Origin of the sequence: Dietzia sp. oral taxon 368 (assembly GCF_002999155.1) — a bacterium.
GTDB classification, from domain to species: domain Bacteria; phylum Actinomycetota; class Actinomycetes; order Mycobacteriales; family Mycobacteriaceae; genus Dietzia; species Dietzia cinnamea.
In genome coordinates, this window is sequence record NZ_CP027238.1 from 2,957,060 (window position 1) to 2,973,913 (window position 16,854).

General features: G+C 71.6%; 14 protein-coding genes. 6 read left to right on the plus strand and 8 right to left on the minus strand.

All coding sequences use genetic code 11. The features are described from left to right. Positions 1–25 precede the first annotated feature (25 nt). On the plus strand, positions 26–838 hold the full coding sequence (locus tag C3V38_RS13860) for a hypothetical protein (RefSeq protein WP_106386048.1): 813 nt from the start codon (positions 26–28) through the stop codon (positions 836–838). A gap of 10 nt (positions 839–848) precedes the next feature. Here C3V38_RS13860 and C3V38_RS13865 read toward each other — a convergent pair whose 3' ends face one another. From C3V38_RS13865 to C3V38_RS13900, 8 genes are all read right to left on the minus strand, one after another. Beyond that, entirely contained in the window at positions 849–1,913 is a 1,065-nt protein-coding gene (locus C3V38_RS13865) for a ferrochelatase (RefSeq protein WP_106386049.1), read from the minus strand. A gap of 4 nt (positions 1,914–1,917) precedes the next feature. Next, positions 1,918–2,775 carry an NADH-dependent enoyl-ACP reductase InhA gene (gene inhA, locus C3V38_RS13870; protein ID WP_106386050.1) on the minus strand — a complete coding sequence of 286 codons (858 nt, stop codon included), beginning with the start codon at positions 2,773–2,775 and terminating at the stop codon, positions 1,918–1,920. A gap of 1 nt (position 2,776) precedes the next feature. Further along, a complete protein-coding gene (gene fabG1, locus C3V38_RS13875) occupies positions 2,777–3,508 on the minus strand; it encodes a 3-oxoacyl-ACP reductase FabG1 (RefSeq protein WP_070722492.1) in 732 nt (243 codons plus the stop codon). A 65-nt stretch (positions 3,509–3,573) separates the two neighbouring features. Next, positions 3,574–4,554 carry a VWA domain-containing protein gene (locus tag C3V38_RS13880; RefSeq protein ID WP_070722493.1) on the minus strand — a complete coding sequence of 327 codons (981 nt, stop codon included), beginning with the start codon at positions 4,552–4,554 and terminating at the stop codon, positions 3,574–3,576. After that, complete coding sequence (locus C3V38_RS13885) at positions 4,551–5,534, minus strand: DUF58 domain-containing protein (protein ID WP_070722495.1); 984 nt, start codon at positions 5,532–5,534, stop codon at positions 4,551–4,553. Before C3V38_RS13885 ends, C3V38_RS13880 begins: the two co-directional genes overlap by 4 nt. Continuing rightward, a complete protein-coding gene (locus C3V38_RS13890; protein ID WP_063935174.1) occupies positions 5,531–6,595 on the minus strand; it encodes a MoxR family ATPase in 1,065 nt (354 codons plus the stop codon). The genes C3V38_RS13885 and C3V38_RS13890 overlap by 4 nt, the downstream gene beginning before the upstream one ends. An 88-nt stretch (positions 6,596–6,683) precedes the next feature. After that, complete coding sequence (locus tag C3V38_RS18130; RefSeq protein ID WP_254425998.1) at positions 6,684–8,243, minus strand: NlpC/P60 family protein; 1,560 nt, start codon at positions 8,241–8,243, stop codon at positions 6,684–6,686. 260 nt (positions 8,244–8,503) lie between these two features. Continuing rightward, on the minus strand, positions 8,504–9,034 hold the full coding sequence (locus C3V38_RS13900; RefSeq protein ID WP_106386051.1) for a DUF6676 family protein: 531 nt from the start codon (positions 9,032–9,034) through the stop codon (positions 8,504–8,506). A gap of 253 nt (positions 9,035–9,287) precedes the next feature. Between C3V38_RS13900 and acnA the strand changes: the two genes are divergently transcribed. The 5 genes from acnA (at position 9,288) to C3V38_RS13925 (ending at position 16,848) form a co-directional block, all read left to right on the plus strand. Further along, positions 9,288–12,089 (plus strand): aconitate hydratase AcnA, encoded by a 2,802-nt coding sequence (gene acnA / locus C3V38_RS13905; protein WP_061229591.1) that lies wholly within the window; start codon positions 9,288–9,290, stop codon positions 12,087–12,089. A 92-nt stretch (positions 12,090–12,181) separates the two neighbouring features. Then, on the plus strand, positions 12,182–12,751 hold the full coding sequence (locus tag C3V38_RS13910; protein ID WP_106386052.1) for a TetR/AcrR family transcriptional regulator: 570 nt from the start codon (positions 12,182–12,184) through the stop codon (positions 12,749–12,751). Positions 12,752–12,781: 30 nt separating this feature from the next. Further along, a complete protein-coding gene (locus tag C3V38_RS13915; protein ID WP_106386053.1) occupies positions 12,782–13,624 on the plus strand; it encodes an aldo/keto reductase in 843 nt (280 codons plus the stop codon). Between the two features lie 234 nt (positions 13,625–13,858). Further along, positions 13,859–15,313, plus strand: a complete 1,455-nt coding sequence (locus C3V38_RS13920) for an MFS transporter (RefSeq protein ID WP_254425999.1) — start codon at positions 13,859–13,861, stop codon at positions 15,311–15,313. Beyond that, positions 15,310–16,848, plus strand: coding sequence for a pyridoxal-dependent decarboxylase (locus C3V38_RS13925; RefSeq protein ID WP_106386054.1), 1,539 nt, complete (start codon positions 15,310–15,312; stop codon positions 16,846–16,848). The genes C3V38_RS13920 and C3V38_RS13925 overlap by 4 nt, the downstream gene beginning before the upstream one ends. Positions 16,849–16,854: the final 6 nt, after the last annotated feature.

Genomic DNA, 16,854 nt, shown 5'->3' on the forward strand with positions numbered 1-16,854 from the left:
CGCACCGTCGGTAAGATCGATCGTCATGTCCCGACCCCTCACCCGTGACTCCGTGCTGTCCCCGGCGTGGCCGTTGCCCCTCCACCTGCTCCGGACCGCGTGGGCGGATCAACCCTTCGACGAACTGGCCGGGTATGTCTCCGGTCTCGCCGGGTCCCATCTGCTCGACATCGTCGGCGAGCCGGTGCGGATGCTGGACGGGCTCTCCCCCGCCGGCGGTCCCACGAGCCTGCTGCCGGACCTGGTCACCACGCTGCGGCGCGCCGGCCGTGAGCACCCGGCACCCGAGGTCCTGTCCCTGCTCACGGCCGCGCCCGGTGACTCGTCGAGCCTGCCCCCGATCCCTTCGGTCCGGGCGGACGTGGCAGACGCCGGCTGGGGCGTGCTCATCCGCGACCCCGCCTCACGCGAGGCGGTGTGCCTGACTGGTGTCCAGCCCCATCCGGACGTGCTGCGCTGGCGGGCGCGCGGGGTGCTCGACTGTCCGGTGGCACCCCAACCGGCGGGCCCGTCGGAGGCGTTGGCCGAGCTCGGTCGCGCTGTCATGGACGCCGCCGAACTCATCGAACGGACCGCGCTGCGGACCGGACCGACAGCGCAGGTCGACATCCACGGCCACGTCACGCGGTTGCCCGCCGGGCTCCCCCCGCGGGTGGTGGAGCTCGTCGACCGGATCGACCGGGTCGAGGCCATTATCGCCGTCGCCCTGGACCAGCCGGACGTAGGCGCGGACCCGGCCGCGCGCGAACCGGTGCTCCGGCGCCTGATCGCGGTCAAGGACGCGGCGCGACGGTCCGCCGTGGCCGCGGCCGGCGACGCCGCTCTCCGGGCGCGCTAGTCGGCCGCCGTCAGCCCCCGCAGCAGCCGAGGGCGCAACGGGCACCGTCGCGGTTCCGTCCGAGGGCGGGAACGGAACCGGGGCGGTCCTGAGCGGACCCCGTCTCGGCCTCGTCGAGGAGTTCGAGCACCATCCGGGCGAACTCACGGCTCGGACCCGGTGTGGCGCACCGCGTGACCGTGACCCCCAGCTCGCGGGCCTCGTCGACGAGCTCGGTGTCCAGGTCCCAGATGACCTCGACGTGATCGGAGATGAACCCGATCGGGACGATCACCACGTCAGTGACGCCCTGCGAGGTGGCCAGCTCGCTCACGTGGTCCACGACGTCCGGCTCGAGCCACGGCACGCTCGGCGGGCCGGAGCGGGACTGCCAGACCAGGTCGTACTCGGCGACGCCCGCCGCCTCTGCGACGAGGCGCGACGCCTCGGCAACCTGACGGCTGTAGAGGCGGCCGCCGAGGGACGGCGGTCCGGCCGCCTCATCGGCGGATGTGGGCACGGAGTGGGCGGTGAAGATCACCCGGGCCCCCGGGGCGGCGGAGGCGACGGCCTCCCGCAGGTCGGAGGCGAAACGCTCGATGAACAGCGGGTGGTCGTAGAACTGGCGGAGCCGCACCATGGTGGGCGCGCCCTCGACCTGCTCGCGGGCGCGGGCGATGTCCTCCTGGTACTGCGCGCAGCCGGAGTACCCGCCCCACGCGGAGGTGGCGAAGACGGCGGCCTTGCGGACCCCGTCCGCGACCATCTGTCGGACGGTGTCCTCGGCCATCGGCGTCCAGTTGCGGTTACCGAAGTACACGGGAAGGTCGCGGTCGCGGTCCGCCAGCTCGGCCTCGACGTTGGCGATGATCTCGCGGTTGAGATCGTTGATGGGGCTGCGACCGCCGAGGTGCCGGTAGTGCGTGGCCACCTCCTCGAGGCGCTCGCGCGGGATCCCGCGGCCGCGGGTGACGTTCTCGAGGAACGGGATGACGTCGTCCTGGCCTTCGGGTCCACCGAACGAGAGCACCAGTAGGGCGTCCACCTGCCCGGAGGTGGCGCCCGGGGTGGAGGGGGTATCGGTCGATGCCGTCATGTGGCTACTCCTGTCCGCTGAAGGAAACGGTCCCGGCGCCGCCGTCGGCGTAGATGACGGTGCCGGTCGTGGCGGCCATGAGGTCGGAGAGCAGGGCGACGGCCGTCGTCGCCACAGGTGTGGGGTCGTCCACGTCCCAGCCGAGCGGCGCCCGCCGGTCCCACTCGTCCTGCATCCTGTCCAGTTCGCCGCCGGGGCCGAGCGCCTCGCCGGCGATCGCCTTGGCCGCGAGGGTCTTGACGGGGCCGGCGGCGATGAGGTTGGACCGCACGCCCTCGGGGCCGAGTTCGCGGGCGACGTAGCGGTTGACGGCCTCGAGCGCGTTCTTGGCGACCGACATCCAGTTGTAGAAGGGCATGGAGAACCGCGGGTCGAAGTCGAGTCCGATGATCGACGCGCCCCGGTTGAGCAGTGGCCTGGTGGCCTTGGCCAGGGCGGAGTACGAGTAGGCCGAGACCTCGAGCGCGACGGCCACGTCCTTCCAGGGCGCGTCGAGGAACGGGTCCCCGAGGCAGCTGGGCGGCGCGAACCCGATCGAGTGGACGACGCCGTCGAGCGAATCGGCGTGTTCGCGGACCCGGTCGGCCAGCGCGGCGAGGTCGTCCTCGCTCTGCACGTCCAGCTCGATCACCGGGGGGCGTTCGGGCAGGCGCTTGGCGATCGCCTTGACGAGGGAGGGCCGACCGTACGCGGTGAGGATGACCTTCGCGCCGTGCAGCTGGCAGTGTTTGGCGATGTGGAAGGCGATCGAGGCGTCGGTGATGACGCCCGTGACGAGGATCGTCCGGCCGGCCAGCAGTCCGCCGCCGGTCGCGGGTGTATCGCCGGAGGCGACCGTGGCGTCCGTCTCGTTCCGGCTCATGTCAGTGCCCCATTCCCATTCCGCCGTCGACCGGGATCACGGCCCCGGAGATGTATCCGGCGTCGTCGCCGGCGAGAAAGCTCACGGTCCCGGCCACGTCGTCGGCCGAGCCCTTGCGTCCGAGCGGGATGGCCGCGACGGCCATCTCCTGCGTCTTGTCGTCCAGCCCCGCGGTCATGTCGGTGTCGATGAAACCCGGTGCGACGACGTTTGCCGTGATGCCCCGCGAACCCAGCTCGCGGGTGAGCGAACGGGCCATCCCGATGAGCCCGGCCTTGGACGAGGCGTAGTTGACCTGACCGGCGGTGCCGGACTGGCCCACGACGGAGCCGATGAAGATCAGGCGGCCGAAGCGGGCGCGCAGCATCCCGCGCGAGGCGCGCTTGGCCACACGGAACGCCCCCGCGAGGTTGGCGTCGAGCACGCGGGTGAACTGCTCGTCCTTCATGCGCATGAGGAGGGTGTCCTCGGTGGTGCCGGCGTTGGCAACGACCACCTCGACCGGCCCGTACTCGGCCTCGACCGCGGTGAACGCGGCGTCGACGGAGGCGGGGTCGGTGACGTCGCACCGCACCCCGAAGAGTCCGTCGGGGGCGCCGGAGCCCCGGTGGGTGACGGCCACCCGGTGGCCGTCGGCGTGGAGCCTGGTGGCCACGGCGCGCCCGATCCCGCGGTTGCCCCCGGTCACGAGGACTGTTCGCGGGGTGGTGCCGTGCGTGCTCTCGGAAACCATGCCCCCACCCTAGCGAGCCGGGCCGGCGGGCCCGGCGCTGGTGCGTTCCGCCGGCCCGCCGGGCCTCACGGGATCCGCCGGTGCGCGGTCAGCGAGCCCGCCGCCGCCGTCATGGCGAGTAGGGAGCCGACGATGAGCCAGGGCCGCGAGGCGTCGGCCTTCTTCCACTCGTAGCCGATCTGCTCCTCGAGGGTGCGATACACCGAGTCCAGTTCCTCGAGGGTCGACGCCGTGAAGAAGTCGCCGCCGGACAGTTCGGCGATGGTGCGCAGGGAGGCGTCGTCGACGGGGACCGGCTGGGGCCGACCCTGGATGTCGACGGTGCCGTAGAGGGTGCCGAACGAGATCGTGGAGACGGGGATCCCGGCCTCGGCGGCGCGCTCGGCGGCGGTGAACGCGCCACGCTCCTCGGTGGGGTCGGCCGGGACGGTCTCCTTGCCGTCGGAGAGGAGGACGATCCGGGCGGGCGGGGCCTGGTCGGGGCCGCCGAGGCTCTCGGTGAACGTGGTGATGGCCTGGGTGGCGGTGTAGATGGCCTCGCCGGTGGCGGTGCGTTCGTCGAGACTGAGTCGGTCGACGGCGCGGACGACCGGGCCCCGGTCGGTGGTGGGCGCGACGAGCATCGAGGCGGTGCCGGCGTAGGAGACGAGGCCGAGGTTGACTCCCGGGGTGAGGTTGCCCGCGAATGTCGTGGCGGCCTGCTGCGCGGCCTCGAGGCGCGACGGGGAGACGTCGGTGGACTCCATGGACAGGGAGACGTCGACGACGAGCATCACGGTCGCCCGGTTCCGTGGCACCTGCTGTTCTCTCTGTGGGCCGGCCAGGGCCACGACGAGCGCCAGCAGGGACAGCACCAGGAGCACCGCGGGGACGTGAGTGAACCATCGGCGACCGCGGCGGTCGACGGCACGCAGGGAGCCGAAGTTGCCGAAGCGGACGGTGCGCCGTTTCTTGGAGCGCAGGGCGATGACGTACCCGACGCCGAGGGCGACCGGGACGATCAGCAGGATCAGCCACAGCGGGTGCTGGAACTCGGACAGGCTCACCGGTTCGTCACCTCCCCCTTCGGGCGGTGGTCGTCGGGCAGGTCCCTGGTCACGCTGTCGCCGGTCGGCAGCCCACCGCGGCGTCGGATGCCCACGAAGTCGATGACGTCGCGGATCCAGTCGCGGTCGGTGCGCAGCGCGAGTACCGGCGCACCGCACCGTCGCAGGGCGGAGTGGACGCGCTCGCGGTGTTCGCCGGCCGCGCGGCGGTAGTCGGCCGCGAGGGCGTCGTCGACGTCCAGTTCGAGGACCTCGCCGGTGGCGGGGTCCTGGAGGAGGGCCGCGCCGACGACCGGCAGGGTGATGTCGAGCGGGTCGGCCACGTGGACCGCGAGGAACTCGTGGCGGGTGCCGAGCACGCGCAGGGAGCGCTCCCAGTCCACCTCGGACAGGAAGTCGGAGATGACCACCACGAGACCGTGGCGACGCGCGGCGTTGCGGACCGCGTGGAGGCAGTCGTCGAGCGCGCCCCCGGGAGAGACCTGGGCCGGGTACCGCGAGACCTCCTCGAGGAGCCGCCGGACGTGGTCGCGCCCTCCGGTGGCCGGGAGGACCCGCGGCCGCCCGTCCCCGGTGAGGACCATCCCCACGCGGCTGCCGCCGCCGGCGGAGAGGAACCCGACGGTCGCGACCGCCGCCTCGACCAGACGCCTCTTCACGCCGTGGCGGCCCTGCACGTCGAGGCTCGGCGTGAGGTCGACGACGAGCCAGGTCTCGAGCTCACGGTCCGCGATGGTCTGCCTGATGTGGGGCACGGTGGTCCTGGCGGTGACCGACCAGTCCATCGTGCGGACGTCGTCGCCCGGTTCGTAGGCGCGCGCTTCCCCCGGTTCGGTGCCCGGCCCCGGGAGCAGCCCTCGGTGGTCGCCGTTGAGGACACCGTCGAGGCGGCGCGTGACGAGCAGCTCGAGCTGGGTCAGGGCCGCGCGGGAGGACGCGTCGACCGGGTCGTCGCGCCTGCCCTCGTCCGCGGTGGTCACCGTGACGGCGGCGGGCCGGCCTGGGCGGGGACCGCGCTGATCTGCGGGAGGGGAACCGCCTCGAGCACCCGGCGGACCACGGTGTCGGCGGAGACCTCGTCGGCCAGTGCGTCGTAGGTGAGCACGAGTCGGTGGCGGAGCACGGCCGGCAGGACGTCCACGACGTCCTGGGGGACGACGTAGTCGCGGCCCCGAACCAGGGCGAGGGCGCGGGCGGCGGTGACGGCACCGAGGGTGGCGCGCGGTGAGGCGCCGTAGGACAGCCACCGGGCGACGTCCTCGAGTCCGTGCCGGGCGGGCTCCCGGGTGGCAATGGTGACCCGGACGACGTAGTCGACCAGCGCGTGGTGGACGAACACCTCGCGGACCGCGTTCTGCAGCCGCACGAGCGCGTCCACGCCGAGGACCTGCGTGGGCGTCGGCGGGGTGGAACCCATCCGGTAGACGATCTCGCGCTCCTCCTCGGGGCTCGGGTAGTCCACCACGAGCTTGAACAGGAAGCGGTCCCGCTGGGCCTCCGGAAGCTGGTAGACACCCTCGCTCTCGATGGGGTTCTGCGTGGCCATCACGAGGAACGGGCTCGGCATGGGGAAGGTCTGCCCGCCGATGGAGACGTGCCCCTCCGCCATCACCTCCAGCAGCGCCGACTGGACCTTCGCCGGGGCGCGGTTGATCTCGTCCGCCAGGACGAAGTTGGCCAGGATCGGGCCGAGCTCGACCTCGAACTCCTCGCGCCCCTGGCGGTATATGCGGGTGCCCACGATGTCCGCGGGGACGAGGTCCGGGGTGAACTGCAGACGGCGGAAGCTCCCGCCCACCACGGAGGCGAAGGTCTCCACGGTCAGCGTCTTGGCGACGCCTGGCACGCCCTCGATCAGGATGTGGCCGCGAGAGAGCAGACCGACCAGGATCATCTCGATCAGGCGGTCCTGGCCCACCACGACCTTCTTGACCTCGTAGACCGCGCGCTCGAGGAGCCGGGCGTCCTCGGCGGCGGTCGGGGCGCTGACCGCGGGGGACGCGGCGGCCTGGGTCGGATGGTCGGGGTGGGGATCGCTCACCGCGGAGGGCTCCTTCGCGTGGTCGGGTGTTCCGGGCGCCCGCCCGGGCCGTCCGAACGGGCTGGGGACGACAGTACCGCTGCGCGGCTCAGACCAGCCGGACCACCATGGGTGAGATGCCGGCCATGCGGACGGGCGAGATCTTCACGACGTCACCCGACTGCGGGGCCTCCACCATCCTGCCGTCACCGAGGTACAGCGCCACGTGACCGGGCCAGAACAACATGTCGCCGCGTTGGCGGGTGGCCACCGGGTACTGGGGGCCGGCGGTGTACTGGTAACCGGTGTAATGCGGCAGGGCCTTCCCGATCCCGGCGAATGCGTAGATCATCAGCCCGGAGCAGTCGAAGCCGATCTTCTTGTAGTCGCCGTGGCTGTCGGCGACGCCACCGTCGCGGATGCCGCGCGTGGGCCCGTTCGCGTCTCCCCCACCCCAGGCGTACGGGACGCCGAGCTGGGAGAGCGCGCGGTTGATGACGGTCTCCACTCGTGCGTTGCTCGAGGGCGTGCCCGCATCTCCGCCGTGGCCGGTGCCCGGCGCGGCGGGCCCCTGGGCGATCGAACCGAGGTCGGCGCGTCCGATCGCGTCGGCGACCTGTTCCACGATCGCCTCGGTGTCACCGCGGATACCCGCGTCGACGGCGGCACCCACGCTGCCGGCGTCGATGGCGCCCCCGACCGCTCCGCCGAGTGCGCGGGTGGCCTGATCCGACGACCCGCCGGCGAACTGGCGCACGGCGCCGAGGTCGAGGTGGGCCGGGAGGGCGGAGGCGATGTCGGCGGCCTGCTCACCGGCTTCCGGGCGGGCGGCGAGAACCCGGAGAGCCTCCGCGCGCAGGGCCTCGGTCTCCGCGTCGGCCCCGGCGGCGGGGTCGGACGGGGGTCCCGCCGGCGTGGCTCCGGACTCCGCGAGCGCGGCGCGGTGGCCCTCGAGCTCGAGGGTCAGGTCGGCGACCCGGGTCTCCAGCTCGGTGACCTCGGCGGCGACCCGGGACACCTCCGACTCGGCGGCGTCACGTCGGGCGGCGGCGTCGGAGTACCCCTGCTGTGCCGCGTCTCGGGCGGCGACCGCTTCGGCCTCCCGGCGAGCGGCCTCGTCGGCCGCGGCGACCATCTCCCCCACCACGAGACGCTGGTCGGCCGCCGCGCGACGGAGATACTCCTGGCGCAGGCCGACTTCGCCGGGCCCGCCCGGGTCGAGGATCGCCGACGCGGCGCCGGGCGCTGTGCCCTGCCGGTGCAGCAGACGCGAGTAGTCGTCGAGTGTGCCGCGCGCGGTCTCGACGCCGGAGTCGGCCTGCGCGCGCTCGGCGGACGTGCGATCGGCGTCGGCGATCGCACGATCGAGGTCGATCCGGGCCATCTGGAGATCGACGAGGGTCTTGTTCACACCCTCGCGCTTGACCGCGATCGCCTCGCGGGTGCCGTCCATCCTCGCCGTGGCGTCGGCGACGGCCCGGATGAGACCCGAGATGTCGCCCGGGGCGACGGCGGAGACCCCCTGCGCACCCGCAGCCGGGGGCTGCAGCAACCCGGAGGCCGTCCCCAGTACGAGCGCCGCAGCCAGGGCCGCGCGACCTGCCGCCCACGAGGGGCTCTTCGGTGGCCGAGCCACCGGGGCACGGCGGGACGAATGCTCAGGCTCCACGTTTCACCTTCCGCTGACCGCACCCGGTGCGGCTGACCGCGCGCCCCGCACGACGGGACGCGTGACCGGGGCGGCGCGTGCTCCGGTGATGCCTTCCCCTGCGCCACTGGAGTTCGTTACCGCCTCGGGAGAACCGATGGTTCCTTAAGCACCGTAAGTCACAGCGAACACATGTGAAACAGCGGGCAGCAAAATACACTGCTGTAACTCAATGCACAGTTGTGTCCGCGGCGTGTCCGCGGCGTGTCAGTAGACGCGTGTCAGTGGGCGCGGCGGCGCAGGACGATGGCGAACGCGACCATCGCCACCAAGGCGAGGACGAGGGTCACCGCGGTGACGGCCCCCCACGGCGGGGTCGGTGCCGTGATCTTGTGGGCGAAGACCGCGGCGGAGGCGACCGGGTCGAACTCCTCCCAGGCGGCGTCCTGGCCGGCTTCGAGCTGGTGCCTCGGGATCGTGTCGCTGGAGCTGCCGATGAAGGCGGGTGTGCGGACGAGGATCGTGCCCCCGTACTCCTCGTTGAGGAAGGTCGCCACGTCGCGCGCGTCCGTGTAGACCGCCGCGGGGGCCTCCGTGTAGACCACCTTGAGGTCGAGCCCGCGATCCGCCGCCTCCTCGACCACGGTCCGCAGACCCTCGACGAAGGGCTCCGGGGCCGACACCCCGTCGTCGGCGAGATCCGCCACGACCGCCGGGAAGTCCAGCCATTGCGGTACCTCGTCCTCGCCCAACGACGGGATCGGCCCGGCCTCGCGGGCGAGCGTCATCACGGCATCGTCGGGGTTGTCCACGCCCGATATGGTGCCATCTCGTCGTCGTCGCACCGAACCCACGCGCCGACGGCGCGACAACCGCAGTGCCGTTCCCACGTTCGGGCGTGCCGGGTTTATACAGAACGTCCGTACTGGTAAATTGGGGGCCGCAGACGGATGGCAGGGTCCACAATGGACCGTGTGTCCACCCCGGCGTCGCCGCCCGACACACACGAGGTGACGGCTCCGGGAGGGATGACGAATCGACATAGACACCACGAGTGGAGCTGACGTGACAGCAAGCATTGACAGCTTCGGCGCCAAGGGGACCCTTGAGGTCGGCGACGAGGCCTACGACATCTACCGCCTGTCGGCGGTCCCGGGAGCGGAGAAGCTCCCTTACTCCCTCAAGGTCCTCACCGAGAACCTCCTGCGCACCGAGGACGGTAAGAACGTCACCAAGGCGCACATCGACGCCCTGGCGAACTGGGATCCCAATGCCGAGCCCGACACGGAGATCCAGTTCACGCCGGCGCGCGTGATCATGCAGGACTTCACCGGCGTGCCCTGCATCGTCGACCTCGCCACCATGCGCGAGGCCGTCGAGAAGCTCGGCGGCGACCCGGACAAGGTCAACCCGCTGGCCCCCGCCGAGATGGTCATCGACCACTCCGTCATCATCGAGTCCTTCGGTGACCACAGCTCGTTCGACAAGAACGTCGAGATCGAGTACCAGCGCAACGAAGAGCGCTACCAGTTCCTCCGCTGGGGCCAGGGCGCGTTCGACGACTTCAAGGTCGTCCCCCCGGGCACCGGCATCGTGCACCAGGTCAACATCGAGTACCTGGCCCGCACGGTGATGGTCCGCGACGGCGTCGCCTACCCCGACACCTGCGTGGGCACCGACTCCCACACCACCATGGAGAACGGCCTCGGCGTTCTCGGCTGGGGCGTCGGCGGCATCGAGGCCGAGGCCGCCATGCTCGGCCAGCCGATCTCCATGCTCATCCCGCGCGTCGTGGGCTTCAAGCTCACCGGCTCGATCAAGCCCGGCGTGACCGCCACCGACGTCGTCCTCACGATCACCGAGATGCTGCGCAAGCACGGCGTCGTCGGCAAGTTCGTCGAGTTCTACGGCGCCGGCGTCGCCGCCGTGCCGCTGGCCAACCGCGCCACCATCGGCAACATGAGCCCGGAGTTCGGCTCCACCTGTGCCATGTTCCCGATCGACGGCGAGACCATCGACTACCTGCGCCTCACGGGCCGCGACGAGGAGCAGCTCGCTCTGGTCGAGGCCTACGCCAAGGAGCAGGGCATGTGGCTCGACCCCGAGGCCCCCGAGCCCGCGTTCTCGGAGTACCTCGAGCTGGACCTGGGCGAGGTCGTCCCGTCGATCGCCGGCCCCAAGCGCCCGCAGGACCGCATCGAGCTGTCCGATTCCAAGAGCGCGTTCCGGAAGGACATCCACAACTACGTGGGCGACGACGCGACGACGCTCGAGGACACCCAGAAGGGCTCCACGCAGTACGGTGACGCCCCGGCCGAGGGTGCCACGCTCGTCCACGCCGAGGAGGGCTCGGTCCGCGCCGACGCCTCCGCCGGCGCCGAGGGCCGGCCCTCCAAGCCGGTCGAGGTCACCGTCGAGGGCAAGGAGATGGTGCTCGACCACGGCATCGTCTCGATCGCGTCGATCACCTCGTGCACCAACACGTCGAACCCGTCGGTCATGATCGGCGCGGGCCTGCTCGCCCGTAAGGCCCACGAGAAGGGCCTGACCGCCAAGCCGTGGGTCAAGACCTCGATGGCTCCGGGCTCGCAGGTCGTCACCGAGTACTACGAGCGCGCCGGCCTGTGGCCCGACCTCGAGTCCCTCGGCTTCCACCTCGTGGGCTACGGCTGCACCACCTGTATCGGCAACTCCGGCCCGCTGCCCGAGGAGATCTCCAACGCGATCCAGGAGAACGACCTCACCGCGACCGCCGTCCTGTCCGGCAACCGCAACTTCGAGGGCCGGATCAACCAGGACGTCAAGATGAACTACCTGGCGTCCCCGCCGCTGGTCATCGCTTACGCGATCGCCGGCACGATGGACTTCGACTTCTCCAGCGACTCGCTGGGCAAGGACCACGACGGCAACGACGTCTACCTCAAGGACATCTGGCCCACCTCCGAGGAGATCGAGGAGACCATCAAGGCCTCCATCTCCTCCAACGAGTACAAGTCGAAGTACGCCGACGTGTTCGCCGGTGACGAGCGCTGGCGCGGCCTCAACACCCCCGACGGCAAGACCTTCGAGTGGGATGAGAAGTCGACCTACGTCCGCAAGGCCCCGTACTTCGACGGCATGGAGATGGAGCCGGAGCCCGTCAAGGACATCAAGGGCGCCCGCGTCCTGGCCAAGCTCGGCGACTCGGTCACCACCGACCACATCTCGCCGGCCTCGACCATCAAGCCGGGCACCCCGGCGGCGCAGTACCTGGACGCCAACGGTGTGGAGCGTAAGGACTACAACTCCTTCGGCTCCCGCCGCGGCAACCACGAGGTCATGATCCGCGGCACGTTCGCCAACATCCGTCTGCAGAACCAGCTGCTGGACGGAGTGACGGGCGGCTACACCCGCGACTTCACCCAGGAGGGCGCGCCGCAGGCGTTCATCTACGACGCCGCCCAGAACTACGCCGAGCAGGACATCCCGCTCGTCGTGCTGGGTGGTAAGGAGTACGGCACCGGCTCCTCGCGTGACTGGGCCGCCAAGGGCACCCGCCTGCTCGGCGTCCGCGCCGTGATCACCGAGTCCTTCGAGCGCATCCACCGCTCGAACCTCATCGGCATGGGCGTCATCCCGCTGCAGTTCCCCGAGGGCGAGTCCCACGAGACCCTCGGCCTGGACGGCACGGAGACCTTCGACATCGCGGGCATCGAGGAGCTGAACAACGGCACCACGCCCAAGACGGTGAAGGTCACCGCGACCAAGGAGGACGGCTCCACCGTGGAGTTCGATGCCACCGTGCGTATCGACACCCCCGGTGAGGCGGACTACTACCGCAACGGCGGCATCCTGCAGTACGTGCTGCGCAACATGATCAAGGGCTGATCCCCTCTCACATCGTCGGCGGTGCGCGGTACCCCCTGAATCGGGCGGGGAACTGCGCACCGCCGCGGTGTATCCGCGAGAAAGGTTGTGAGATGCCCAGGGTCAGCCAGGACCACATGGACGCCCGACGCCGGCAGATCCTGTCCGGAGCCCGTGAGTGCTTTGCCGAGTACGGGTTCGAGGGAGCCACCGTGCGCCGGCTGGAGGAGGCCACCGGCATGAGCCGCGGCGCCATCTTCCACCACTTCGACGACAAGGACGCCCTCTTCCTCGCCCTGGCCCACGACGACGCCGCGGCGATGGCCGCCACCGTGGCCGAGCAGGGGCTGGTCCAGGTGATGCGGGAGATCCTCGCCGACCCGCTGGAGTTCTCGTGGCTGGGCACCCGGCTGGAGATCGCCCGCCGGATCCGTACGGACCCGGACTTCCGGGAACGGTGGACGGACCGTCAGGCGGAGGTCGACGCGGCGATCGTCGCTCGGCTGCGGGAGCAGAAGGCCTCGGGCCGGATGCGCACGGACATCCCGGCGGACGTGTTGCGCGTGTACCTCGACATCATCCTCGACGGGCTGATCACGCACCTGGCCACCGGCCGCGGTACGGCGCACGTCAGCGAGATGCTGGACCTGGTGGAGGCGTCCTTGCGGACCGGTCAGCGCTGACCCGGGCCGTCGCGGCGTACGTTGTAGCGCATGAGCACACCCCAGACGACCATCCCCACGATCGCCCTCGCCGACGGGCGGTCCCTCCCCCAGCTCGGCTTCGGTACGTTCCAGGTCCCGCCCGCGGACACCGAGAAGGTGGTCACCGACGCCATCGAGGTCGGGTACCGGCACCTCGACACCGCGCAGATGTACGGCAACGAGGAGGGCGTGGGCCGGGCGGTGGCCGCCTCCGGGATACCGCGCGAGGAGTTCTGGATCACGACCAAGCTCAACAACACCTTCCACGAGCGCACGGCCGCCCGTGAGGCCACCGAGCGGTCGCTCGAGGCGCTCGGCGGCCGGATCGACCTGTACCTCGTCCACTGGCCGCTGGCCATGCACAACGATGTCGCGCGGGTCTGGGAGGCCATGGAGGAGATCCGCTCCGACCTGCCAGTCGACTCGATCGGCGTCTCCAACTTCACGGAGGCGAACCTCGCGCGCCTCGCCGAGGCCGGCCTGAGCACCCCGACGGTCAACCAGATCGAGTCGAACCCGTACTTCGTCAACGACGAGCTCCGCGCCGCCTGCGTCGAGCGCGGGATCGCGGTCGAGGCGTGGAGCCCGCTCGCCCAGGGGACGGTCTTCGGCGACCCGCAGCTCACGGCGCTGGCCGAGCAGGTCGGGCGCACTGTCTCTCAGGTGGTGCTTCGCTGGGTGCTGCAGCGCGGGGACATCGTGTTCCCCAAGTCCTCCAGCCCCGCGCGGATGCAGGAGAACCTCGAGCTGTTCGACTTCGAGCTGACCGACGAGCAGATGGCCTCGGTATCGGCGCTGCACAACGGCACGCGCTCCGGCCCGGACCCGGACGTCTTCGACTGGCGCGGCTGAGGGCCAACCGTCCGCATACCGGCGAGCGGCTCGCGCTGTCGCCCGTCAGCCGTCACTTAGGTCAGCATTTCCCCAGGAGACCCGACCGCAGAACGTACCGAAGTGACGGTCCTTCGCTCTAGGGCTGCGCTGCCAGCGTCGAGAAGTCAGTTCCGCACACGTCTGCCGAGAGGCGCGTGTGCGGAACGCTCTTTTCAACGGCGGGATCGGGCCGGCGCGTCCTAGAGTCGGTCCATGACCACCACCGGCGCGCACGACGCGGCCGACGCCCACGGCGCGGCCGGCGCGCACGACGCGGCCGGCGCGCACGACGCGGCTGACGCGGCCGCCGCCCACGACGCACTGGGCCGGGCGGAGCGCGACCGCGCCACCACGGCCCCGGTCCTGGCCTCGTACGCAGCGGGCAGCCTGGGTACGGGCGCGTTCGGCACGCTGCCCGGCCTGGTGTTGGCGTACTACCTCACGGACTCGATCGGGGTCGCCGCGGCGGTGGCGACGGTACTCGTGCTGGTGCCGAAGGTGGTCGACGTGCTCGCCTACCCGCTGATCGGCGCGATCTCCGACCGCGCGTCGCACCGCACCGGCTACCGCACGGGGCTGATGCTGTCCGGCGCGCTGGCGCTTCCGGTGCTCTTCGTGGCGACGTTCCCCGCGCCGACGGGCTGGAGCACGGGCGCGGCGGGCGTGTGGGTGATGGGCTTCTTCCTGCTGGCCTCGCTCGCGTACTCGTGTTTCCAGGTGCCATACCTCGCGCTGCCGGCCGAGCTCACCGAGGACGCCGCCGCCCGCGTGACGGTGTTGGCGTGGCGGGTGGCGGTGCTCGCCGCGGCGATACTGCTCACCGGCGGTGGCGGCCCGGCGCTGCGGGACGCGGCCGGTGGCGGGGCGACCGGGTACGTGGTGATGTCAGCGGGCGTCGCCGCGGTGATGCTGGTGGGGATGCTGTGGTCGACGTTCGTGGCCGGCCGCCGCACGATCATGCGCGCCGACGCGCCCGCGGGTGGCCTCGCCCACGAGTACCGCGACGGCCTCGACGCGCAGAGGACCACGCGGCCGTTCCGGCTGCTCGTGGTGGTGTTCTGCCTGCAGGCGGTGGCCACTGCGGTGATGCTCGCTGGCGGTCAGTACGTGGCGACGTACGTGCTGGGCGACGAGACCGCGCTGACCGGCCTGTTCCTGGCCCTGGTGGGGCCGGCGTTGCTGGTGATGCCGCTGTGGGCGCGGCTCGCACACGCGTGGGGCAAGGTGCCGGCGCTCGCCGCGGCGACGGTCGTGTTCACGGTGGCCACACTCCTGCTCGTCCCTGCCGGTTTCGCGCCCGGTGGGTGGGTGCACGTGCCGGTGGCGTTGGCGGGCGTCGCGTACGCGGGCATGCAGGCGCTTCCGATGTCGATGCTGCCGGATTGCACCGACCTGGATCGCACATTGGGGGGACGACGACGAAGTGGCGCCATGAGCGGCCTGTGGACGGCCTCCGAGACGGGCGCGATGGCGTTGGGTCCGGTGGTCGTCCTCGCCCTGTTGGCGGTCGGTGGGTTCCGCTCCGGCGGGGTGGCCGATCAGCCGGGGTCGGCGAACTGGGCGATCATCCTGGCGTTCTCGGTGGTCCCCGCGGTCCTCGCGGCGATGAGCCTGCCGCTGATCCGGACCCTTGGCAGGTCCTATCCCCGATGGACGGAGCGCACATGACCCCCGATCCCCTGGCCGTCGAGATCGCCGACCGCGGAGAGCACGCCCTGGCACGGTTGGCCGCGCTCCGGGCGCTGGATCCGCCGACGACCGGCGGCCGGGTCCTGTCGTACGTGTACGACTCGGGACTGGAGGAACTCGACGAGTTGGCGACCCGCGCCGCCCGGTTGGCGCACGGGGTCAACGGTCTCGACCCCACGGTGTTCGCCTCGGTCGCCGCGATCCACGGGGGGATCGTCGACCGTGTCCGGGCGATCCTCGGCGGCACGTCAGAGACGGTCTACGGCAGCGTCACTTCCGGCGGGACCGAGAGCTGCATGCTCGCCTGCCTGGCCGCCCGGGAGATGTCCGGCCGGGAGCCCGGCGGCGGCGGGACGGTCGTCGCCCCGGTCACCGTGCACGCCGCGTTCCGCAAAGCCGCGCACCTGCTGGGTCTGCGGTTCGTCGGCGTCGAGGTGGACCCGGCGACGGGCAGGGTGTCCGCCAACGAGCTCCTCGCGGCGGTCGATGACCGGACGGTGCTCGTCGTGTGCTCGGCCCCGGCGTACCCGAACGGGGTGATAGACCCTGTGGCCGAGGTCGCTGCAGGGCTCGAGGCACGCCACGACCCGCGGATCGGGCTGCACGTCGACGCCTGCCTCGGCGGGCTGGTGCTGCCGTTCTGGCCCCAGGCCGCGCGGGCCGAACCGGGCGGGTCGCAGGTGGCGACGCGGTGGGACCTGCGCGTGCCGCGCGTCACGAGCATCTCGGCGGACCTGCACAAGTACGGCTTCGCTCCCAAGGGCACCTCGGTTCTGCTCAGCCGCGGCCGGGAACGCCACCGCGCCGCGTGGTTCGCCACCGTGGACTGGCCGGGCTACCCCGTGGTCAACCCCACGCTCGCCGGGTCTAAGCCCCTCGAACCCGCCGCGGCGGCGTGGACGGTCCTCGAAGCCCTGGGCGACGACGGGCAGCGGGAACTCGTCGCCCGCACCGCCCGCGCCACCGATCGACTGGTCGAGGGATTGTCCGCCATCGAGGGGCTGCGGGTTCTCGACCGGGACCCCGGACCACTGCTCGCAGTCGCCACCGACGACACCGTCGATGATGGCCGACGCGTCCACCCCCACCTCTGGGCCGACGCCTGTGGCCGGAGGGGCATCTCCGTCCAGGCGCAGCCGGCCCACCGCCAGGAGCGGGGCCTCTTGTTGTCGTCGTCCCACCTCATCGTTACCCCGGTGACCGAACGGCTGGTCGACGACATCCTCCGGGTGGCGCGCGAGGCGGCCGACGAGGTGCGCGGTCGGGGCGCGCCGACGCCGCCGGCCGCGTTCGGCGACGTCCTCGCCGCACTGGATTCCGGCGCCCTCTCCCCCGGCGATCTGCTCGCGCTGCCCGAGGACGACGTCCACGCCATGGTCTCGGGAGTCCTCGCGGACGCGCCTGAGGACGGAACGGGCGGCGGCATGGCTCCGCTCATGGCGGCGATCGAGCGCCTCCCCGCCGACGTCGGGGCCCGTCTCGTCCGGGCCTACCTCGCGGCCGTCATGGAGTGAGCAGAA

Bases quoted from the DNA above. Each gene is read 5' to 3' on its own strand.
- C3V38_RS13860 (WP_106386048.1), top strand. From the start codon at position 26: ATGTCCCGACCCCTCACCCGTGACTCCGTGCTGTCCCCGGCGTGGCCG.
- C3V38_RS13865 (WP_106386049.1), bottom strand. From the start codon at position 1,913: ATGACGGCATCGACCGATACCCCCTCCACCCCGGGCGCCACCTCCGGG.
- inhA (WP_106386050.1), bottom strand. From the start codon at position 2,775: ATGAGCCGGAACGAGACGGACGCCACGGTCGCCTCCGGCGATACACCC.
- fabG1 (WP_070722492.1), bottom strand. From the start codon at position 3,508: ATGGTTTCCGAGAGCACGCACGGCACCACCCCGCGAACAGTCCTCGTG.
- C3V38_RS13910 (WP_106386052.1), top strand. From the start codon at position 12,182: ATGCCCAGGGTCAGCCAGGACCACATGGACGCCCGACGCCGGCAGATC.
- C3V38_RS13915 (WP_106386053.1), top strand. From the start codon at position 12,782: ATGAGCACACCCCAGACGACCATCCCCACGATCGCCCTCGCCGACGGG.
- C3V38_RS13920 (WP_254425999.1), top strand. From the start codon at position 13,859: ATGACCACCACCGGCGCGCACGACGCGGCCGACGCCCACGGCGCGGCC.
- C3V38_RS13925 (WP_106386054.1), top strand. From the start codon at position 15,310: ATGACCCCCGATCCCCTGGCCGTCGAGATCGCCGACCGCGGAGAGCAC.